An 18,060-nucleotide genomic window follows, 5' to 3' on the forward strand; every position below is an offset into this window, starting at 1 on the left:
GACTCTGATAGGCCCGCCTCACATGCGGGAATACGATGAAAGTATTCAAAAAGAGGGCGACTCACGCAGTCGCCGTCCCTATCCAGATCAACTTGACGGACGCACCATCCCCTATGTACACCGATGCTCCCGCTCGCATTCTGAGTTCATTGAAGTCGTGCCTGCTCGCCTTGCGGCAAAAAGGTACGCAGGCCCGGCCGGTCACGGACATTCCGGCGACTTTCTTGGAGATGCAGGCCCGATTCATCCTGGCCCTGAAGGACCTCGAGGTGGAACGTGACGACGCCACCTGGCTGCTGCGGATCTCGCCAGCACAGTTCTCCGAGGCGCAGATCCTGTGCGTCCAGGACATGCTCGCGCTCGACGCTCCGGATTTTTGTCTCACGCTGGCCGATGCCATGGCGCCTTGCTCACTCCGCGGCCAACTCCTGCGCGGCCGCGGTTTCGAAGACTCTGAAGTCTGCCGCCTGCGCCGGCTTTGTCATCGCGCAACGATGCGACAGGCACGTGACCTCTGCTCCGTGTTGCCGTCGTCGTCGATGAGCGTGTAGGCGGCAGTTGCTTCGCTTCGGTCTGCATCCGAAGAACAGGAATTGCGCTCAATGCACGGCTGTGTGCGCTCTAACCCGGACTGCGGCCTCGCCCAGTCGCCCGGGCAGCCATTCGAACTCGATCTCTCAAGTGATTGCAGCAAGATTTCGGTTTCCGTTCCGCGCTCTGCGGGCACCATCCGCAGAAATGGTCGGTGAGAACGAGGGCGATTGATTCGGTGAGCGGCTTTTTTGCTGTCAGGGGCACTCAGCATCGTTCCAGCATGACGAAGCTGAATGCAAGCCCGCTGGCCGCCACGTGCGATTCGCGCGCAGTCTCGTGCCAACCGGCACCGAACGTCGGCGCCCAGGCATCGCCTTCAAAGTCGCGGGCGATCTCCGTAATGACTGCACGACGTGCCAGCGGTTCGGCTTCAGCGTAAATCTGCGCGCCGCCGATCACCCACGCTTCGGGCGCTCGATCTTGCTCGCAGAGCGACAACGCCTGCGGCAGGCTCGACACCTTTTCAGCGCCCGCGCTTTGCCAGTCCGCCTGGCGCGTGATGACGATGTTGCGGCGCCCGGGCAGCGGCCGAAAGCGCACGGGCAGCGAGTCCCAGGTCTTGCGCCCCATGATCACGGGCGCTCCCGCCGTCTGCTTCTTGAAGTGCGCCAGATCCTCCGGCAGGTGCCAGGGCATATGGCCGTTCAGACCAATCACGCCATTGGCGGCGCGAGCGAGGATCAGATTGATGCGAGTGCCCACGATTCAGACGGCGACTGGCGCCTTGATGGCCGGGTGAGGATCGTAGCCGACCACCTCGAAATCCTCGTACTCGTAGTCGAAGATGGACGGTGGCTTGCGCTTGATGACGAGGGTTGGATAAGGCCGGGGCTCGCGGCTCAATTGCAGCGCAACTTGCTCGGCATGATTGCTGTAGATATGGCAGTCGCCGCCGGTCCAGATGAAATCGCCGACGTCCAGATCGCACTGCTGCGCCACCATGTGCGTGAGCAGCGCATAGCTAGCGATGTTGAACGGCACCCCGAGGAAGATGTCGGCGCTGCGCTGATAGAGCTGGCAGCTCAACCTGCCGCGCTCGCCCGGCGCTTGCGGCGGCGCCACATAGAACTGGAAGAACGCGTGGCAAGGCATCAGCGCCATCTTCGACAACTCGGCGACGTTCCACGCGCTGACGATGATGCGGCGCGAATCGGGATTGCTGCGAAGCGTGTCGATCACCTGTTGGATCTGGTCGATATGGCCACCGTCCGGCGTGGGCCAACTGCGCCATTGCACGCCGTAGACGGGGCCCAGGTCGCCGTCTTCGCGCGCCCATTCGTCCCAGATGGTGACGCCTCGTTCCTTGAGCCAGTTGTTGTTGCTCGAGCCGGTCAGGAACCAGAGCAGTTCCTGGATGATGGACCGCAGGTGCACCTTCTTCGTGGTGACCAGCGGAAAGCCTTCATTGAGATCGAAGCGCATCTGGTAGCCGAACACGCTCTTGGTGCCGGTGCCGGTGCGGTCGCCTTTCTGCACGCCCGTCGTGTCGACGTGGCGCATGAAGTCTTCGTATTGCGAGCGGATGGGGCGGTTCATTGAAGGGTCTCCGTCCGGATCACACGACCCGGATTCAGGATGTTCTGCGGATCGAGCCCGCGCTTGATGGCACGCATCATGCCAAGCGCCACGGGCGATTTGTGTTTTTCGAGCTTGTCGACCTTGAGCGAGCCGACGCCGTGCTCGGCCGAAAACGAGCCGTCGAACTTTTCCACCGCGTCGTAGACGAGCGTGTTGATCCGGTCTTCGTGCTCGCGCAAGAAGGCGCCGTTGTCTCCGCCCGCCGGCGCCTGCACGTTGTAGTGCAGGTTGCCGTCGCCGAGATGGCCGAAGTTCACGAGGCGCACGCCGGGAACCTCCCGTTGCAGGAGCGCATCCGTGTCGGCAACGAAGGCTGGAATGCGCGACACGGCGATCGAGATGTCGTGCTTGATGTTGAGCCCTTCCTCGGCCTGCGCGAGCGGAATGCTTTCGCGCACGTGCCACAGCTGGTGCGCCTGCGTGAGGTTCTCGGCGACGACGGCATCCGTCACGCAGCCGCTCTCGAATGCCGTTTCGAGCAACGCCTCGAAGCGGGCGCGGGCGTGATCTTCGGATTCGCTGTCGGAGTTTTCGAGTAGCACGCAATAGGGCACGGCCGCATCGTCGATGAAAGGCACGCGCATCGCGGGGAAGTGCTTGGCCACGAGGCTCAGCGCGAAGTTGCCCATGACCTCGAAGCCCGTCAGACCGGGGCCGAGGCGCTTGTGCGCGAGGCCCAGAAGCGTCACCGCGTGCTCGAGCGACGGCACTGCCGCCCAAGCCGTGAGTTGCGCGGCCGGCAGCGGGTAGAGCTTCATCGTGGCGGCTGTGATGATGCCGAGCGTGCCTTCGCTGCCGATGATCAGGTCGCGCAGGTCGTAGCCGGTGTTGTCCTTGCGCAGCCCGCTGGTGCCTTCCCAGATTTCGCCCTGGGGCGTCACGACTTCGAGGCCGAGGCACAGATCGCGGGTGTTGCCGTAGCGCACGACCTGCGTGCCGCCCGCGTTGGTCGCGAGATTGCCGCCGATGGTGCAGCTGCCTTCCGCCGCAAGGCTCAGCGGAAATAGAAAACCGGCGTTTCGGGCCGCTTCCTGCAAGGTCTGAAGCACGCAGCCGGATTCGACGGTCATGGTGAGATTCGCGGCATCGATGCTGCGAATCGCATTCATGCGCTGCAGGCTGAGCAGCACCTGCTTGCCGCTGTCGTCCGGAATCGATCCGACCGCAAGGCCCGTGTTGCCGCCCTGCGGCACGATGGATGTTCCTTCGGCGGCGCAGGCCTTGACTACTTCGGCGACCTGCCGTGCATCGGCTGGCCGGACGACCGCCAGCGCCTTGCCGCGCGAGCGCTTGCGCCAGTCCTGTTCCCAGGCGGTGAGATCGCCTTCGGTCAGGACGTTCGATGCGCCCACGATGGCGCGGAGTTTGTCGATCAGGACGCTCATTGCGTCGCTCCTTCAAGGCCTCTGGCCACTGCGGCATGTCGCAGGCGCAGCCGGACGTGCCATGCGCAGGCAGTGAAGAGCGCGAGGCACAACACGACCTGCAACAGCGCCAGCATCTGGCTGACGTGATTCGTGTCGCTCCAGGCGCGCACCACGCCTTCGGTGAAATAAAGCCAGATCATCAGGCTGACCCAGCGGTACGTGTACATCCGGTTCTTCAACAGACCCGAGAGCGGAATCACGAGCGGCAGCACCTTGAGCGCCAGCCAGGAGCCGCCGGGGCGCAAGGGCGCCAGCCACAGTTCCCAGGCGAGCCCAAGCACAATCAGCCCGACGAGGCTGCCGACGGCCAGCCAGCGGGTCGCGGAAACGGATGCGGAAGGGGCGGAGGAACTGATCACAAGAGAAAAAAGTAGGGGCGTCACCGATCCAGAAATACCGCAGAACCGGCTCTGCGCGGCTGGGGTGAGCCAGTACGGCATGATACCGGCCATGAATTTCTGGAGGGACCTGCAAAACTTTCCCTGGGCCAACACTGCAGCGGTGCTCCGCGAACGTTTTCGGGAAGACAGGCTCGGTCTCACGTCGAGTAGCCTGACCTTCACCACGACGATCGCACTGGTGCCGTTCTTTACGGTGGCACTCGCGCTCTTCACGGTTTTCCCGATGTTCGCGAAGATGCAGGGCCGGGTGCAGCGGTGGCTGATCGAGAGTCTGATCCCCGACAACATCGCGCGGCAGGTGCTCGGCTACCTGAATCAATTTGCCAGCAAGGCGAGCGGACTGGGCGCAGCGGGCCTCGTCGTGTTGCTCGTCACTGCCGTCGCGTTGATCCTCACCATCGACAAGACGCTCAACAACATCTGGCGCGTGCGCAGCCCGAGGCCGTTTGCCCAGCGGGTGCTGATCTACTGGGCCGCCATCACGCTGGGGCCACTGGTGCTTGCGTTGAGTCTCAGCACCACGGCGGCTTTCTTTTCGGCTTCGCGCGAAGTATTCGGCGGCAGCGTGGTCAAGCTTCTGTTCGATGCCTTCGAATTCTTCCTGCTGGCGGGCGGTGTGGCGGCGCTCTATCGCTTTGTTCCGAACACGCACGTGAAGTGGACGCATGCGTGGGCTGGCGGGGTGTTCGTCGCGGCGGCGATCGAGATTTCAAAGCGCGTGCTGGGCTATTACCTCAGCTTGGTGCCCACTTATTCAGTGCTGTATGGCGCCTTTGCGACGGTGCCGATCCTGCTGGTGTGGATCTATGTGGCGTGGTTGATCGTGCTTTTTGGCGCGGTGATCTCAGCCTATCTGCCGAGCCTGTTGGCCGGCGTGGCGCGCCGCGGCGGCGCGGCGGGATGGCCCTTGCAACTGGCCATCGAAGCCCTGCAGCACCTGGCCGATGTCAGGGCAACGCCGGTAAAGGGACTGGGCGCGGCTGAACTGGTGGCGCGGATGCGCGTCGATGCACTCCAGCTTGCGCCGGTGCTCGAAACATTGGTGGCCATCGACTGGATCGCGCAGATTGCCGAGGACAAGAACGACGAGGATCCGCGCTTCGTGCTGCTGGCGGAACCGGCCATCACGCCGGTAGAGCCATTGCTCGTGGATTTGCTCATGCCGCAGGCACCGCCGCTCGACAGCCTCTGGCGCAAAGGCCCTTTGATCGGGCTCCGGCTGCAGGATCTGCTGGTCTATCGATAATGGCGGCGAACGCTCCGTCGATCCCGACCATCCGTCGACGACTCCGACCGCATCAACGACCGAACTGGCCTTGACCGACTCAACAACTTCAGCAGCCTCCGAGACGACTGGCGATCCGCTGTGGGTCGTTTGCCTGTGCGCCGAATGGTGCGGCGCCTGCCGCGAATACCGGCCGCTGTTCGAGCAGGTGGCGCGCGCGCATCCGCAGTTTCGCTTCGCCTGGGTCGATGTGGAGGACCATGCAGACGTGGCGGACGACTTCGACGTCGAGACCTTTCCGACGATGCTGATCGCGAACCGCGACGGCACGCGCTTTCTCGGCCCCTTGCTGCCGCACGCCGAAACGCTTGCGCGCCTGCTCACCGCTTTGCAGCCGCCGCAGGCTTCCACTCCCGAAGTTCATACGCTCCTGAGTGCGCTGAGGCGCGAACCTGAAACCTTTTCGGTCGCCTGAAGCGATCCGTCGAAAGCGCCCGATGAGAATCATGATTTTTGGCGCCACCGGAATGGTGGGGCAGGGCGTGCTGCGCGAGTGCCTTGTCGACGGCGATGTAACCCAAGTGCTGAGCGTCGGCCGCAGACCGCTCGGCGAGCAACATCCCAAGCTGCGCGAACTCATCCTGCCGGACCTGACCGACTACACGGCCGTCGAAGACCAACTCACCGATTTCGACGCCTGCTTTTTCTGCCTGGGCGTTTCCTCGGTCGGCATGAAAGAAGAAGACTACCGCCGCATCACTTACGACCTCACCTTGGCGGCGGCGCAAACGCTGGCGCGCCTGAATCCGCAGATGACTTTCGTCTATGTGTCGGGCGCGGGGACCGACAGCACGGAGCGCGGCCGGGTCATGTGGGCGCGCGTCAAGGGCGCGACGGAAAACGCGCTGATGCGGCTTCCCTTCAAGGCGGCGTACATGTTCCGGCCGGGGTTCATCGAGCCGATGCATCGCGTGCGGTCGAAGACGGCGCTCTACCAGGCCGTGTACGTGATCGCCCGGCCGATCTTTGGCCTGCTTCGCCGGTGGATGCCCGACCGGGTCACGACGACCGTGCAGGTTGGACGCGCGATGCTCGTGGTTGCCAAGCGCGGTGGCCCCGCACCATTGATCGAAGTGCCCGACATCAACGCGCTTCGCTGAAGCTGCCGAGGCAACCACAGCAGCCGCCCGCCCTCAGTTCTTGAGGAAAGCGTTCAGCGCGAACAGCACTTCGTCCGGCGCTTCGGACATCAGTGCGTGCCCGGCATTCACTGTCACGACTTTGGCGCCGCGCGCTTTCGCAATCAGAGTTTTCGCAGCGCGTGGTGGCGTCATCTGGTCGGCGGCACCCAGCACGAAGAGCATTGGGCATTGCACCTTTGCCATCGCTTCTTCGCCATTGGCATAGTCGTTGCAGGCCCTGAAGCCCATGTGAAAGACATTGGCGCTTGTATTGCTTGCCAGCACTCGCCGCATCAGCGCGCGAGAGCCGCCGTAGAGCCAAGTCCCTGGACCGAGCGATGACGGTGGCGGTGCGAGAAGCGAATGCGAAAAGTTGTTGACCATCGCGATCGCCCGCTGCGGATCGTTGAGCGCTCCATCGAGCAGGGCGGGCGACACCGTCATCGGATAGGCCGTGCCGACCAGCGCGAGGTGGCTGACGCGCTCCGGCGCGCGCGCAGCGGTTTCGAGCGCGATCAATGAGCCGAAGCTGTGACCGACCAGCGCCGCCTTCTTGACCCCGGCCGCATCGAGCAGGCCGATGACGAAGCCGGACGCGTCTTCGACGGTCGCCGGCGGCGGCCCTTCGCTCTTGCAGTGGCCGGGCAGATCCACCGCCAGCACGTTCCATCCATGGTTGGCGAACCAGCGGCTCTGGAGAATCCAGACGCTGTGATCGTTGAGCACACCGTGGATGAAGACAACCGTAGGTTTTGCAGGGTCGAGCGTCTTGCCGCCCGTGTAGCAATAGGTGGCGTGGCCATTGACGAGCAGTTCCATCAGGTACCCGCCTTTTCTGCCGCTTTCAGCGCGCGCTTGAGATCCTCAATGAGGTCGGCAGGGTCTTCCAGGCCGATCGACAGGCGGATCGTCCCCTGCGAAATACCCGCGCTTGCGAGTGCTTCGTCAGTCATCCGGAAATGCGTCGTGCTCGCTGGATGAATCACCAGGCTGCGGCAGTCGCCCACGTTGGCGAGATGGCTGAAGAGCTTGAGCGCTTCGATGAACTTCTTGCCCTGTTCGCGGTTGCCCTTGAGATCGAAGCTGAAGACAGAGCCGGCGCCTTTTGCGCCATGGCGTAGTAGCTTGCCCGCGAGTGCATGGCTGGGGTGCGATTCGAGCAGTGGATGCCCCACACGGGCGACGAACGGGTGCGAGGCAAGAAACTCCACGATCTTTTGCGTGTTGTCGATGTGGCGTTCCATGCGCAGCGGCAATGTCTCGATGCCTTGCAGGATCAACCATGCGGTGTGCGGGCTCATCGATGCGCCGAAATCGCGCAGCCCTTCGCGCCGAGCCCGCAGCAGGAACGCGCCGACGGTGCTTTCCTCGCTGAAGACCATGTTGTGAAAGCCGTCGTAGGCCTCGGTCAGCTCCGCAAACTTGCCCGAGCGCTCCCAGTCGAAGTTGCCGGAATCGACCACGACTCCGCCAATGACGGTGCCATGGCCCGACAGGAACTTCGTGGCCGAGTGGTAGACGAGGTCAGCGCCCCAGTCGAAGGGCTTGATGAGGTAGGGAGAAGTCAGCGTCGAGTCCACCAGCAGCGGCACTTTGGCTGCGTGGGCGATCTCGCTGACCGCGGGGATGTCCAGCACGTCAAGGCCGGGATTTCCGACCGTCTCCCCGAAGAGCAGCTTGGTTTCCGGCCGGATGGCGGCCCGCCAGCCGTCGAGATCACCCGGCTTGACGAAGGTGGTCTGGATGCCAAATCGGCGCATCGTGTAGTGCAAAAGATTCTGTGAGCCGCCGTAAAGCGCGGTGCTCGCCACGATGTGCGAACCGGCGCCCATGAGGGTCGCGATCGACAGATGCAGGGCCGCCTGTCCGCTCGCGGTGGCGATCGCGCCGATGCCGCCTTCGAGCGCCGCGACGCGCTGTTCCAGCACCGCGTTCGTCGGATTGCTGATGCGCGAATACACGTGGCCTGCGCGCTCCAGGTTGAAGAGCGCCGCCGCGTGGTCGCTCGACTCGAAGACGAAGGAGGTGGTCAGGTGGATCGGTACCGCGCGTGCGCCGGTGGCGGGGTCGGGCGCTGCGCCGGCGTGCAGTGCCAGCGTGTCGAAGCCGGGGTCGGAATAGCCGGGCATGAGGACCTTTCAGTGACGTTGCTGCAATGCCCCGTTACGCGCGCAATCCCTGCGACGCCGTCGTGGGCCTGTGGATGGGCGGTGATTGTGGGCTATATTCAAATCGGCACGCCGCCGAGCAAGTGAGGAGCAACACGATGAAAGTCAGCGATATCCTGCGCGTCAAGGGCAACACGCTCTACACGGCCACGCCCGATCAACCCCTGGCCGACGCCGTCACCACCATGGCCGAGAAGGACATCGGCTCGCTCGTCGTCATGGAGCATGGCGATCTGGTCGGCATGCTGACCTTCCGCGAAGTGATCCTCGCCATCGTCGCCAACGGCGGCCAGGTCGGCGGCACCCTGATTCGCAAGGCGATGGACGACCATCCCGTTACCTGCACGCTGGAAACCGACCTCGACGAAATCCGCCGCATCATGCTGGAGCGCCACGCGCGCTACATGCCCGTCATGGACAAGCGCATGCTCATGGGTGTGATCAGTTTCTACGACGTCGCAAAGGCCGTGGTGGACAGCCAGAACTTCGAGAACAAGATGCTCAAGGCGTACATCCGCGACTGGCCCGCGGAGGAATAGCTCAAAAGCGGGTGCGAAGGGCGTCGAACTCGGCGCTCCATTCTCCGCGCCATTTCCGGCGCTGCGCCTCGTCGATCCACGCGCCGTCCAGGCCATTCAGCATGAAGCCTCGGAGGTCGTCGCGGCTGAACCCGAAATCTCGAACCATCATCAACCACGCTTGCGTGGGCGTGACCTTGTGCAGGGTCGGGTCGTCCGTATTGGGGTGAATGCGAAGGCCGAGCCCAGGCATGCGGCGGATCGGATGGTCAAGCGCCCATCGCTCGGGCGGCAGGGTCCGCAAGTAGTACGAGTTGGTCGGCACGACCGTGAAGATCACGCCCCGCTCCGCGCACTCCCGCGCGAATTCGGGGCGGTCGACGACGGTGTAGCCGTGGTCGATGCGATCGACCTTCAGTACGTCGAGCGCGGTACGCACATTCGTCCACGGCATGCCGAATTCGCCGGCGTGCGCGGTGGTCTTCAGACCGGCGCGTCGCGCGTCGCTGTAAGCCTGCATGAACAGTTCCGGCGGACGATCGTTTTCGCGGTAGTCGATGCCGATGCCGATGACTTCATCGCAGCGGTTGCCAACGACCCATTGCACCATCTCGACAGCTGCTTCGGGGCTGGCCTCTCGATCGATGGCCGCGATCAGGCGGCTTGTGATGCCGAACTGCTGTTCGGCGTCGTGGATGGCGCGCACGATCGCGTCTTGCGCCTTTCGATAGCCGATGCCTGATTGATGCACGGTCCCGGTCGGATTCCAGAAGAACTCGCTGTAGCGAACGTTGTGACTGGCGGCATCCTGAAGGTATTCGAGCGTGAGCCGATGCAGGTCGTCCGCACTGCGAACCAGATGCGAATCGAGTGCTCGGAGCACCCTCAAGACGCCGACCGGCTTTTCACCCCGTGTGTAGAAGCTCTCGATTTCATCGTCGGCCAGTGGCGCGCCGGCAGCGCGATTGAGTGCGGCGAAAGTGTCATGCCGAACGGTGCCGAACAGATGGCAATGCAGTTCGACCTTTGGAATCGCGTGAAGGAATGATTCGAGCGGTGAAGCGGGGTCGTGCGCGGGCTGGGTCATGACGCACAGTCTAGGCCGGCGGGCCGGCTCCTGCGCTAGTGCAACTCCGCAGCCGCATGAATCGTCTCCCGCACGCGCGGGTAGATCTGTGTGTTCCATTTGCTGCCGCTGAAGACACCATAGTGCCCGACGCCGGCTTGCAGGTGATGGGTCTTGAGATACGGTCGCACGCCAGTGCACAGGTCCTGCGCGGCCACCGTCTGGCCGACCGCGCAGATGTCGTCGCGCTCGCCTTCAACCGTCAGCAGCGCAGTGCGGCGGATCGCTGCGGGGTTGACCTTGCGCTCGCCCACGGTGAGTTCTCCGCGCGGCAGATCGTAGGTCTGGAAGACCCGCTCCACTGTTTCCAGATAAAACTCCGCCGGCAGATCGTTCACCGCCAGGTATTCGTCATAGAACGTGCGGATGGTCGTGGCCTGTTCGATTTCGCCGTCGATCAGATGCTGGTACAGCTTCCTGAACTGCTGCTTGTGCCGATCCGGGTTCATGCTCATGAACGCGCTGAGCTGCAGGAAGCCGGGGTACACGCGGCGCATCATTCCTGCGTGCGGCCAAGGCACGCGGCTGATCAGGTTGCGCTCGAACCAGCTGATGGAGCGGTCGGTGGCGAGCTTGTTCACCATGGTCGGATTGATGCGGCAATCGACCGGGCCTGCCATCAGCGTGAGGCTGCGCGGTGTCGCCGGGTTGTCGTCTTCGGACATCAGCGCGGTGGCAGCCAGCGCCGCGACGCAGGGCTGGCACACGGCCACCATGTGCACGCCCGGACCGATCGCCTCCAGAAACGCAATGATCTGCAGCGTGTACTCGTCCAGCCCGAAACCGCCATGCCAGAGCGGCACGTCGCGCGCGTTGTGCCAGTCGGTCACATAGACATCGTGGTCGCGCAGCAGCGTGCGCACGGTTTCGCGCAACAACGTGGCGAAATGGCCCGACAGTGGTGCGGCCAGCAACACCGGCGGATGCACCGCCGTGGTGTCCTTGCGAAAGTGCAGAAGGGTCCCGAAGGGGGCAGCCAACGCAGCTTCTTCGTGGACGGCGACTTCTTCGCCGTCGACCATGACGCTGTCGATGCCGTAGGCCGGACGTGTGTGCGTGAGCCGCAAGCGTGAATAGACCTCCATCGCCGCCGAGATGCGGCGAGCCATGCTGCGGTCCGAATGCGGATGCCACAGCGCGCTGCCGAGGTATTGCGCCGCAAGCCGTGACGGCGAAAGCAAGTCGGCGTTGGTTTGATAGGCCCGATACAGCATGCCCGTGACGCAGGCAAGTTGCGGGCCAAGTTCCGCGGCACGACGCGCGAGGCGCACCTTTCTGGCACAAGCCTTGCACGGCTGCATGGCCGATCCGGCAATGAGGAGCGTCAGCATGGCCAAACCCGTTCTCACCATCAGCAGCAAGAACTACGGCGCGTGGTCGCTGCGCGGCTGGCTGATGTGCCGCCTTGCCGGACTCGATTTTTCGGAAAAGGTGATCCCGCCCGATGACCCGGCAATGAAGGCGGAGATGCTGCTGCTCTCGGCTTCGATGCTCGTGCCGTCACTGCAGCATGGCAACGTGAAGGTGTGGGACACGCTTGCCATCGGCGAATACCTCAACGAGATCAAGCCCAAGGCCGGCCTTCTGCCCGCCGATGCCAAGGCGCGCGCGCATTGCCGGGCAATTTGCGGTGAGATGCATTCGGGCTTCAGCGCGATGCGCGGATCGCTGCCGATGAACGTCAAGGCCAAGTTTCCGGGCTTCAAGATCTGGTCGCGTGCGCAGACCGATATCGACCGCATCGTCGAGATCTGGCGCGAGTGCCTTTCGGCTTACGGCGGTCCATTCCTTTTCGGCGAGACACCGTGCATGGCCGATGCGATGTATGCGCCGGTGGTGACGCGCTTCATGACTTACGACGTACACCTCGATCGAACCTGCGCCGCCTACTGCAAGCGCATCGCCGAACTGCCCGCGATGCAGGAGTGGATCAAGGCGGCCAAGCAGGAGCCCGAAGAAATCGACGAGCTCGACGCTGAGTTCTGAATCCGTCCGACCGGTTCATGCCGGCCGGATTCGGAACCCGCAGATCAGAATTTCACCTTCAGGCCGATCGATCCCTGCACCGAGGAGCTCACTCGCGTGTCCCCGCCGGAGTGGAAGAGCTTGCCGAGTTCGCCGTACACGCTGGTCGCCGGCGTCAGGCCAAGGGTGAAGCCGATGGCCGCCTCGGTGGACGTGTAGCCGATTTCGTTGGAGATCGGCGTGGTCGCGACCGGAGCGATGAAGCTGGTCGTATCGGTGCCGCCGAAGCCATGCCAGACGTTGAGTCGTCCGTACGGCTGCAGTCGACCGATGCCGGTGGTGTAGTCGCCGGTGATGCGCACGCCGATGCGCCCGATCACCGCTGTGGCCGTGTCCTGGTCCACGACCGCGCCGCTGATCCGTGCATTCCCCAGCGCCTGGCGGTTGACGATCAACTGGGCCTGCGGCTCGACTCCCCAGCCGCTGCCCAGTGCGAATCGCTGGCCCACTTCGGCTGACGCGGTCACGCTGTTGCCGCTGCTGTCGCTTGCGAAGCCGAGCGGGGGCGTGCCCGTAATGTCCTGATGGCCGTACTGCAGCACGAAATCGGCGTACTGTCCCTGCGGATTGGCATAGGTGGCGTAGCCGCCCAGGTAGGTGGTGTCCGCGCGCAGATTGCCGGCATAGCCGCGGCTGAGGGAGTTCAGGCCGTAGAAGCCGTCCACATGGGTGTCGGCGCGCAGGTAGCCGGCATACAACCCGGCATGCCAGGTGGTGTCGGTGTAAAGGTCGACGCCGGCCTGCGCTCCTTGCGTGCTGGCATTGCTTTCCGGCGCGGTGATGCCGCTTTGTTCGATGGTGGTGGTCCCGTCGATGACACGGGCCCACCCGCGGCGATTGGAAGTGCTGCCGGAAGCTTCGGTCGTGACCGTTTCGTCGCCCATCCTGCGATGCAGGTTCGACAGCATCGTGAGATCGCTTTGGCGCAGCACGCTCGGCAGCGCAGCATAGAGAGGCACTTCGGCGCGATAGGCCGGCAGTGGCGTTGCCGCTATGGATGCGGGCCCAGATGCCGCTGCGGGAGCGACTGCGGCGCCCGTTGCAGTGGTCGGCGTGACGGGGCCGCCGTCGGAGCGCAAGTACCAGTTTTCGCCTGCGCCACTGTTGTCGGCGGCATAGAGCCGGTACTCGAAGGCGCCCGCGTCAACGTGGCCGTTTGCCAATGCGAATGCGTCCTTGGTCGTCTGGGCGGTCGTGGTCGCGCCGTTCTGGGCGCTGATGATGTTGATGCCGCTGCCCGCGGTTCGTGCGCCGAGGCCACCGAGGTTGGTGATCTGCACGGTGGTCTTGCCGCTCGCGCTGGCGCCTGCGCCGTTCAGTATCAATCGATCGGTCACGCTGCCACTGTCACCCAGCGCAGTTCCCAGGCGGATGACGCCGGCGTTGCCGGAATAGGCGCCGTTGATGGTCAGGGTCGAGCCCGGCGCAGCGCCCACCAGCGAGACAGTGCCGCTGTTGGTCAGGGATGCAACGGTCTGGCTGAAGCCGCCGGTGTCCAGCGTCGCGCCGGAAGCCACCGTGTGCGCCGAAGTCGCGCTGAACGCGTTGGCCGCGCCCGCGCGCAACGTACCTGCCGCCACGGCCGTTGCGCCGCTGTAGTTGTTGGCGCCGGAGAGCACCAGCGTGCCGCTGCCGTTCTTCGTCAGGGCGCCGGCACCTGAGATCGCGCCGGTCAGCGTTTCAGTGAAGCTGCCTGTGTCGATGATGGGGTCGGTGATTCCGGTGAGCACCACGGCATTGGCGACTGTCAAACCGTTGACGGTGAAGCCCAATGTGGTGCCTTCGTCCATCGAGAGCGCGCCGGTGCCCAGGGCGGTGCTGCTGCCTAGGTTGATCTGACCTGATTGGAGAGCGGTGCCGCCGCTGTAGGTGTTGGCGCCTGCGAGGGTCAGCGTGCCCGCGCCTGTCTTTGTGAGGCTGCTGCCGCTGATTGCGCCATTGAGCGAAGCGTCATGGCCATTGGTGTCGAAGGTGCTGCCTGCGCCGATCGTCACTGCGCGTGCGCTGGCGAAGCTGGCTCCGTAGCGCAATGTGGCGTTGTTCAGGGCAAGTCCGCCGGTCGCGGCGCCGAGGTTGCTGTCGGCGCTGACTTGGAGCACGCCGGCGTTGACGGTCGTGCCGCCGCTATAGGTGTTGGCGCCGGTTAGGGTTAGCGTGCCGGCGCCAGTCTTCGTGAGAGCGCCGCCGCTGATCACGCCATTGAGCGAAGAGTTGTTCCCGTTGGTGTCCAACGTACCGCCGCCCGCGCCCATGGCCACTGCGCGTGCGCTCGCGAAACCGGCGCCGTAGCGCAACGTGCCGTTGTCGAGCACAAGCCCACTAGCCGCATCGCCGAGGTTGTTGTCCGCGGCGACCTGAAGCACACCGCCATTGACAGTGGTGCCGCCGTTGTAGGTGTTGGCGCCCGCGAGGGTCAGGGTGCCGGCGCCGGCCTTCGTGAGAGCGCCGCCGCTGATCACGCCGTTGAGCGCAGCGTCATTGCCGTTGGTGTCGATGGTGCCGCCACCCGCGCCCATCGTGACTGCGCGTGCATTGGCGAAGCCGGACCCATAGCGCAACGTGGCGTTGTCGAGCGCCAGGCCACCGGTCGCGGCGCCGAGGTTGTTGTCTGCGCTGACCTGAAGCACGCCGGCTTTGACAGTCGTGCCCCCGCTGTAGGTGTTGGCGCCCGCGAGGGCCAGGGTGCCGGCGCCTGTCTTGGTGAAGCTGCTGCCGCTGATCACGCCGCTGAGCGAAGCGTCATTGCCGTTGGTGTCGAAGGTGCTGCCTGCGCCGATCGTCACTGCGCGTGCGCTGGCGAAGCCGGCTCCGTAGCGCAATGTGGCGTTGTCGAGTGCAAGACCACCGGTCGCAGCGCCGAGGTTGTTGTCTGCGCTGACCTGAAGCACGCCGCTGCTGACGGTGGTGCCGCCGTTGTAGGTGTTGGCGCCCGCGAGGGTCAGGGTGCCGGCGCCTGTCTTGGTGATGCTGCTGCCGCTGATTACGCCGCTGAGCGAAGCGTCATTGCCGTTGGTGTCGAAGGTGCCGCCACCCGCGCCGATCGTTACTGCGCGTGCGCTGGCGAAGCCGGCTCCGTAGCGCAATGTGGCGTTGTCGAGCGCAAGACTACCGGTCGCAGCGCCGAGGTTGTTGTCTGCGCCGACCAGAAGCACGCCGCCATTGACAGTGGTGCCGCCGTTGTAGGTGTTGGCGCCCGCGAGGGTCAGGGTGCCGGCGCCGGCCTTCGTGAGAGCGCCGCCACTGATCGCGCCGCTGAGCGCAGCGTCATTGCCGTTGGTGTCCAAGGTGCCGCCGCCCGCGCCCATGGTCACTGCGCGCGCGCTGGCGAAGCCCGCTCCGTAGCGCAACGTGCCGTTGTCGAGCGCAAGCCCACCGGCCGCATCGCCGAGATTGTTGTCGGCGCTGACCTGTAGCACGCCGCCGTTGACCGTCGTGCCGCCGTTGTAGGTGTTGACGCCCGTCAGGGTCAGCGTGCCGGCGCCCGTCTTGACGAGCGAGCCTCCGGTCGCACTGACCGGGGGGTTGTACACACCTCCGTCCTTGTCGACGAACCCTGGGCCAGTATCGGAGATGACTCCGCCGATCGTGCTATTGGTGCCCCGCGCACCGACTGTCAAGACCTTGCCGCCGAGCACGACGTTCCCGTCGCCGGAAAGCTCGCCGATCGATATCCCGCTTGTCGCTTCGCTGATGTTCACAGTGCCGGCGACGCCATTGGCGATGGCTGCTCCGCTGAGATCGGAGGAGTCCTGCAGGTAAACGCGCCCGCCGTTGTTGGCGATCGCCGCGCTGCCGCCCGTGCTGGTGCCCAAAAAATAGATGCGCGAGTCGGTGCCGTTGACCAGGGTGGACGCGGCTGCCGTGGCATCCCGGAAGAGGATCAACGCGCTACCCGCTGCGTTGATGATTGTGGCCGTCCCCGCGCTGGCGCCGTTCGAGAAGGTGACGCCGGAGTTGAGCCCCAGTTTGTTGGGGCTGACATGGGTCGTGATTTTCAGGTTGCCGGCGCTGGCACCGCCACCGTTGAAGTCGAGTTCGCTATTGTTGTAGATGTCGACCAGGTTGCTGTTCGTGCCCAGCGTGCCCGAGCCGGTCACCTCGACATTGATGCGGCCGACCTGACCGCTCGTTCCAAGCTGGATGGCGCCCGTGAATGCGGTGTTGTTGCTGCTGCTCAACGTCAGGCGCGTCGGATCTCCAGTGTTCGATCCGCCGTTCTTCAGTGTCAGGGTGCCACCTCCGCTGAGTTCTCCGCTGAAGATATTGCCTTGGCTGTCGTTCACATCGATGGTGCCGCCGTTGACGTTCACGGCAATGTCACGCGCCGAAACGAAGGGCGGCGGGTTCACGGCCGGCAGCGGAAGAGGCGCCGGCAGACGCAAGGTGCCGCCATCGAAGGTCAGGCCGGCATTGGGGCCGGTCGAGCCCAGGTTGCTGTCCGAGGACACCTGCAGTATTCCGGCGTTCAGCACAGTGCCGCCGCTATAGGTGTTGTTGCCAGACAGGGTCAGGGCGCCAGCACCGGTCTTGGTGAGAGCGCCGCCGCTGATCACGCCGTTGAGCGAAGCGTCGTTGCCGTTGGTGTCGAAGGTGCCGCCATCCGCGCCCATCGTCACTGCGCGTGCGCTGGCGAAGCCGGACCCGTAGCGCAATGTGGCGTTGTCGATCGCGAGGCCACCGGTCGCAGCGCCGAGGTTGTTGTCGGCGCTGACCTGAAGCACGCCGCTGTTGACGGTCGTGCCGCCGCTATAGGTGTTGTTGCCACTCAGCGTCAAGACGTCCGTGCCCTGCTGCACCAGGCTGCCGCTGCCTGAAACTACGCCTGCGTAGTCGTATGCGTTAGACCGATTGAAGACCAACCGTCCGTTGTCCGTCACGTCGCCGTTCAGTGAGCCAGTGGTGCCGCCGGTTCCGATCTGCAGGGTTCCGCCTGTGTTGATCGTCAGATTGCCTGTGCCGGCCGCACCGCCGACACCGGCGATGCCGCTCGTACCGTTTCCGCCTTGAACGCCGCTAAAGTTCACGTCACCCGAGGCATTGACCGTGCCGCTGATCGACAACGTGCCGTTGCCGCCCGCGCCGCCCGTACCGCCGGTTCCCCCATTGGGCGTGCTGCCGCCGCCGCCGCCGCCTGAGCCGCCGAGGTTGATTGCACCGGCGACATTCAGGACGGCGCCAGCGCTCACATCGAGGACGCCATTCGACCCGGCCCCACCGACGGCACCAGGCGTCGTCCCCCCGCCGCCGCTCCCGCCGCCGCCACCCCCGCCGACCCAGACGGAGCCGGTCACGTCGGTGGTGCCGGTCAAGGTCAAAGAGTTGGGCTGGACGGTGTCGCCCACCAACGCGTTGCCGCCGGTGACGCCAGCGCCATTGGCGCCGCCATTGCCGGGCACTCCGATGTCACCGCCAATGACGAATCCATTGCCGCCGCCGCCCGAGCCGAAACCGCCGCCGGCGCCGCCGGCGATCGCACCACCCGATCCACCACCGCCTCCGCCACCGATGCCACCTGCGCCGCCGTTCCCCGCATTGGTGCTCGAAATGCCGCCTGCGCCACCGGCGCCGACGAGCAGGTTGGTATCCGCATGCGCGGTAGGCGCCAGGGCGGTGACCGCCATCAGGACGGCGGCTCCCGCGGCGCCGAAGGCCGCGCTGGCAGCGCTTCCGGTTGCGCAACCGCCGGGACCGGATGTCCGGGCGAGTTCGGAGACAGCTTGACGGCTTCCCGTCGAGCGATTGAAGACGAGGCGATAGATACGGTTCATTGAGACACGACTCTTGTTGCTTAAAAATGGAACATTTCGTATTCAGACG

General features: G+C 64.7%; 15 protein-coding genes. 6 read left to right on the top strand and 9 right to left on the bottom strand.

Going from position 1 to position 18,060, the window contains the following annotated elements; genetic code table 11:
- Positions 1 to 113 precede the first annotated feature (113 nt).
- The gene (locus AC1DEK_RS13825; RefSeq protein WP_478125790.1) at positions 114 to 551 is read left to right on the top strand and encodes a hypothetical protein; all 438 of its coding nucleotides are present in this window, start codon (positions 114 to 116) and stop codon (positions 549 to 551) included.
- 247 nt (positions 552 to 798) lie between these two features.
- On the opposite strand, the gene AC1DEK_RS13830 is transcribed toward AC1DEK_RS13825, so the two are convergent.
- Genes AC1DEK_RS13830 through AC1DEK_RS13845 form a run of 4 tightly spaced genes read right to left on the bottom strand, consistent with a single transcriptional unit; the run spans position 799 to position 4,051 of the window.
- Positions 799 to 1,299, bottom strand: a complete 501-nt coding sequence (locus AC1DEK_RS13830) for a dihydrofolate reductase (RefSeq protein WP_478125856.1) — start codon at positions 1,297 to 1,299, stop codon at positions 799 to 801.
- A complete protein-coding gene (locus AC1DEK_RS13835; RefSeq protein WP_478125791.1) occupies positions 1,300 to 2,130 on the bottom strand; it encodes a thymidylate synthase in 831 nt (276 codons plus the stop codon).
- Positions 2,127 to 3,557, bottom strand: coding sequence for an FAD-binding oxidoreductase (locus AC1DEK_RS13840; RefSeq protein ID WP_478125792.1), 1,431 nt, complete (start codon positions 3,555 to 3,557; stop codon positions 2,127 to 2,129). Before AC1DEK_RS13840 ends, AC1DEK_RS13835 begins: the two co-directional genes overlap by 4 nt.
- Positions 3,554 to 4,051, bottom strand: coding sequence for a DUF2069 domain-containing protein (locus tag AC1DEK_RS13845; RefSeq protein ID WP_478125793.1), 498 nt, complete (start codon positions 4,049 to 4,051; stop codon positions 3,554 to 3,556). The genes AC1DEK_RS13840 and AC1DEK_RS13845 overlap by 4 nt, the downstream gene beginning before the upstream one ends.
- Here AC1DEK_RS13845 and AC1DEK_RS13850 point away from each other — a divergent pair.
- The 3 genes from AC1DEK_RS13850 (at position 4,038) to AC1DEK_RS13860 (ending at position 6,385) form a co-directional block, all read left to right on the top strand.
- Complete coding sequence (locus AC1DEK_RS13850) at positions 4,038 to 5,246, top strand: YihY family inner membrane protein (RefSeq protein WP_478125794.1); 1,209 nt, start codon at positions 4,038 to 4,040, stop codon at positions 5,244 to 5,246. The genes AC1DEK_RS13845 and AC1DEK_RS13850 overlap by 14 nt on opposite strands.
- A gap of 70 nt (positions 5,247 to 5,316) precedes the next feature.
- Entirely contained in the window at positions 5,317 to 5,700 is a 384-nt protein-coding gene (locus AC1DEK_RS13855) for a thioredoxin family protein (RefSeq protein WP_478125795.1), read from the top strand.
- 22 nt (positions 5,701 to 5,722) lie between these two features.
- On the top strand, positions 5,723 to 6,385 hold the full coding sequence (locus AC1DEK_RS13860) for an NAD-dependent epimerase/dehydratase family protein (protein WP_478125796.1): 663 nt from the start codon (positions 5,723 to 5,725) through the stop codon (positions 6,383 to 6,385).
- Between the two features lie 33 nt (positions 6,386 to 6,418).
- On the opposite strand, the gene AC1DEK_RS13865 is transcribed toward AC1DEK_RS13860, so the two are convergent.
- Both AC1DEK_RS13865 and AC1DEK_RS13870 read right to left on the bottom strand, forming a co-directional pair.
- Positions 6,419 to 7,225 carry an alpha/beta fold hydrolase gene (locus tag AC1DEK_RS13865; protein ID WP_478125797.1) on the bottom strand — a complete coding sequence of 269 codons (807 nt, stop codon included), beginning with the start codon at positions 7,223 to 7,225 and terminating at the stop codon, positions 6,419 to 6,421.
- Positions 7,225 to 8,535: an O-acetylhomoserine aminocarboxypropyltransferase gene (locus tag AC1DEK_RS13870; protein WP_478125798.1), complete on the bottom strand. Its 1,311-nt coding sequence runs from the start codon at positions 8,533 to 8,535 to the stop codon at positions 7,225 to 7,227. The genes AC1DEK_RS13865 and AC1DEK_RS13870 overlap by 1 nt, the downstream gene beginning before the upstream one ends.
- 137 nt (positions 8,536 to 8,672) lie before the next feature.
- Here AC1DEK_RS13870 and AC1DEK_RS13875 point away from each other — a divergent pair, with 137 nt between their 5' ends.
- Positions 8,673 to 9,113, top strand: coding sequence for a CBS domain-containing protein (locus AC1DEK_RS13875; protein WP_478125799.1), 441 nt, complete (start codon positions 8,673 to 8,675; stop codon positions 9,111 to 9,113).
- Position 9,114: 1 nt separating this feature from the next.
- On the opposite strand, the gene add is transcribed toward AC1DEK_RS13875, so the two are convergent.
- Both add and AC1DEK_RS13885 read right to left on the bottom strand, forming a co-directional pair.
- Complete coding sequence (gene add, locus AC1DEK_RS13880; RefSeq protein WP_478125800.1) at positions 9,115 to 10,179, bottom strand: adenosine deaminase; 1,065 nt, start codon at positions 10,177 to 10,179, stop codon at positions 9,115 to 9,117.
- Between the two features lie 35 nt (positions 10,180 to 10,214).
- A complete protein-coding gene (locus tag AC1DEK_RS13885; protein WP_478125857.1) occupies positions 10,215 to 11,432 on the bottom strand; it encodes a polyhydroxyalkanoate depolymerase in 1,218 nt (405 codons plus the stop codon).
- 115 nt (positions 11,433 to 11,547) lie between these two features.
- Between AC1DEK_RS13885 and AC1DEK_RS13890 the strand changes: the two genes are divergently transcribed.
- Positions 11,548 to 12,204, top strand: coding sequence for a glutathione S-transferase (locus AC1DEK_RS13890; RefSeq protein ID WP_478125801.1), 657 nt, complete (start codon positions 11,548 to 11,550; stop codon positions 12,202 to 12,204).
- A 44-nt stretch (positions 12,205 to 12,248) separates the two neighbouring features.
- Here the strand turns inward: AC1DEK_RS13890 and AC1DEK_RS13895 are convergent, their stop codons facing one another.
- Positions 12,249 to 18,011: an autotransporter-associated beta strand repeat-containing protein gene (locus AC1DEK_RS13895; RefSeq protein WP_478125802.1), complete on the bottom strand. Its 5,763-nt coding sequence runs from the start codon at positions 18,009 to 18,011 to the stop codon at positions 12,249 to 12,251.
- Positions 18,012 to 18,060: the final 49 nt, after the last annotated feature.

The organism is Variovorax sp. 10N420, from assembly GCF_056394705.1.

Coding starts and splice junctions, on each gene's coding strand:
- AC1DEK_RS13840 (WP_478125792.1), bottom strand. CDS start 3,557: ATGAGCGTCCTGATCGACAAACTCCGCGCCATCGTGGGCGCATCGAAC.
- AC1DEK_RS13875 (WP_478125799.1), top strand. CDS start 8,673: ATGAAAGTCAGCGATATCCTGCGCGTCAAGGGCAACACGCTCTACACG.
- AC1DEK_RS13890 (WP_478125801.1), top strand. CDS start 11,548: ATGGCCAAACCCGTTCTCACCATCAGCAGCAAGAACTACGGCGCGTGG.
- AC1DEK_RS13835 (WP_478125791.1), bottom strand. CDS start 2,130: ATGAACCGCCCCATCCGCTCGCAATACGAAGACTTCATGCGCCACGTC.
- AC1DEK_RS13895 (WP_478125802.1), bottom strand. CDS start 18,011: ATGAACCGTATCTATCGCCTCGTCTTCAATCGCTCGACGGGAAGCCGT.
- AC1DEK_RS13850 (WP_478125794.1), top strand. CDS start 4,038: ATGATACCGGCCATGAATTTCTGGAGGGACCTGCAAAACTTTCCCTGG.
- AC1DEK_RS13860 (WP_478125796.1), top strand. CDS start 5,723: ATGAGAATCATGATTTTTGGCGCCACCGGAATGGTGGGGCAGGGCGTG.
- AC1DEK_RS13845 (WP_478125793.1), bottom strand. CDS start 4,051: ATGGCCGGTATCATGCCGTACTGGCTCACCCCAGCCGCGCAGAGCCGG.
- AC1DEK_RS13885 (WP_478125857.1), bottom strand. CDS start 11,432: ATGCTGTATCGGGCCTATCAAACCAACGCCGACTTGCTTTCGCCGTCA.
- AC1DEK_RS13865 (WP_478125797.1), bottom strand. CDS start 7,225: ATGGAACTGCTCGTCAATGGCCACGCCACCTATTGCTACACGGGCGGC.
- AC1DEK_RS13870 (WP_478125798.1), bottom strand. CDS start 8,535: ATGCCCGGCTATTCCGACCCCGGCTTCGACACGCTGGCACTGCACGCC.
- AC1DEK_RS13825 (WP_478125790.1), top strand. CDS start 114: ATGTACACCGATGCTCCCGCTCGCATTCTGAGTTCATTGAAGTCGTGC.
- add (WP_478125800.1), bottom strand. CDS start 10,179: ATGACCCAGCCCGCGCACGACCCCGCTTCACCGCTCGAATCATTCCTT.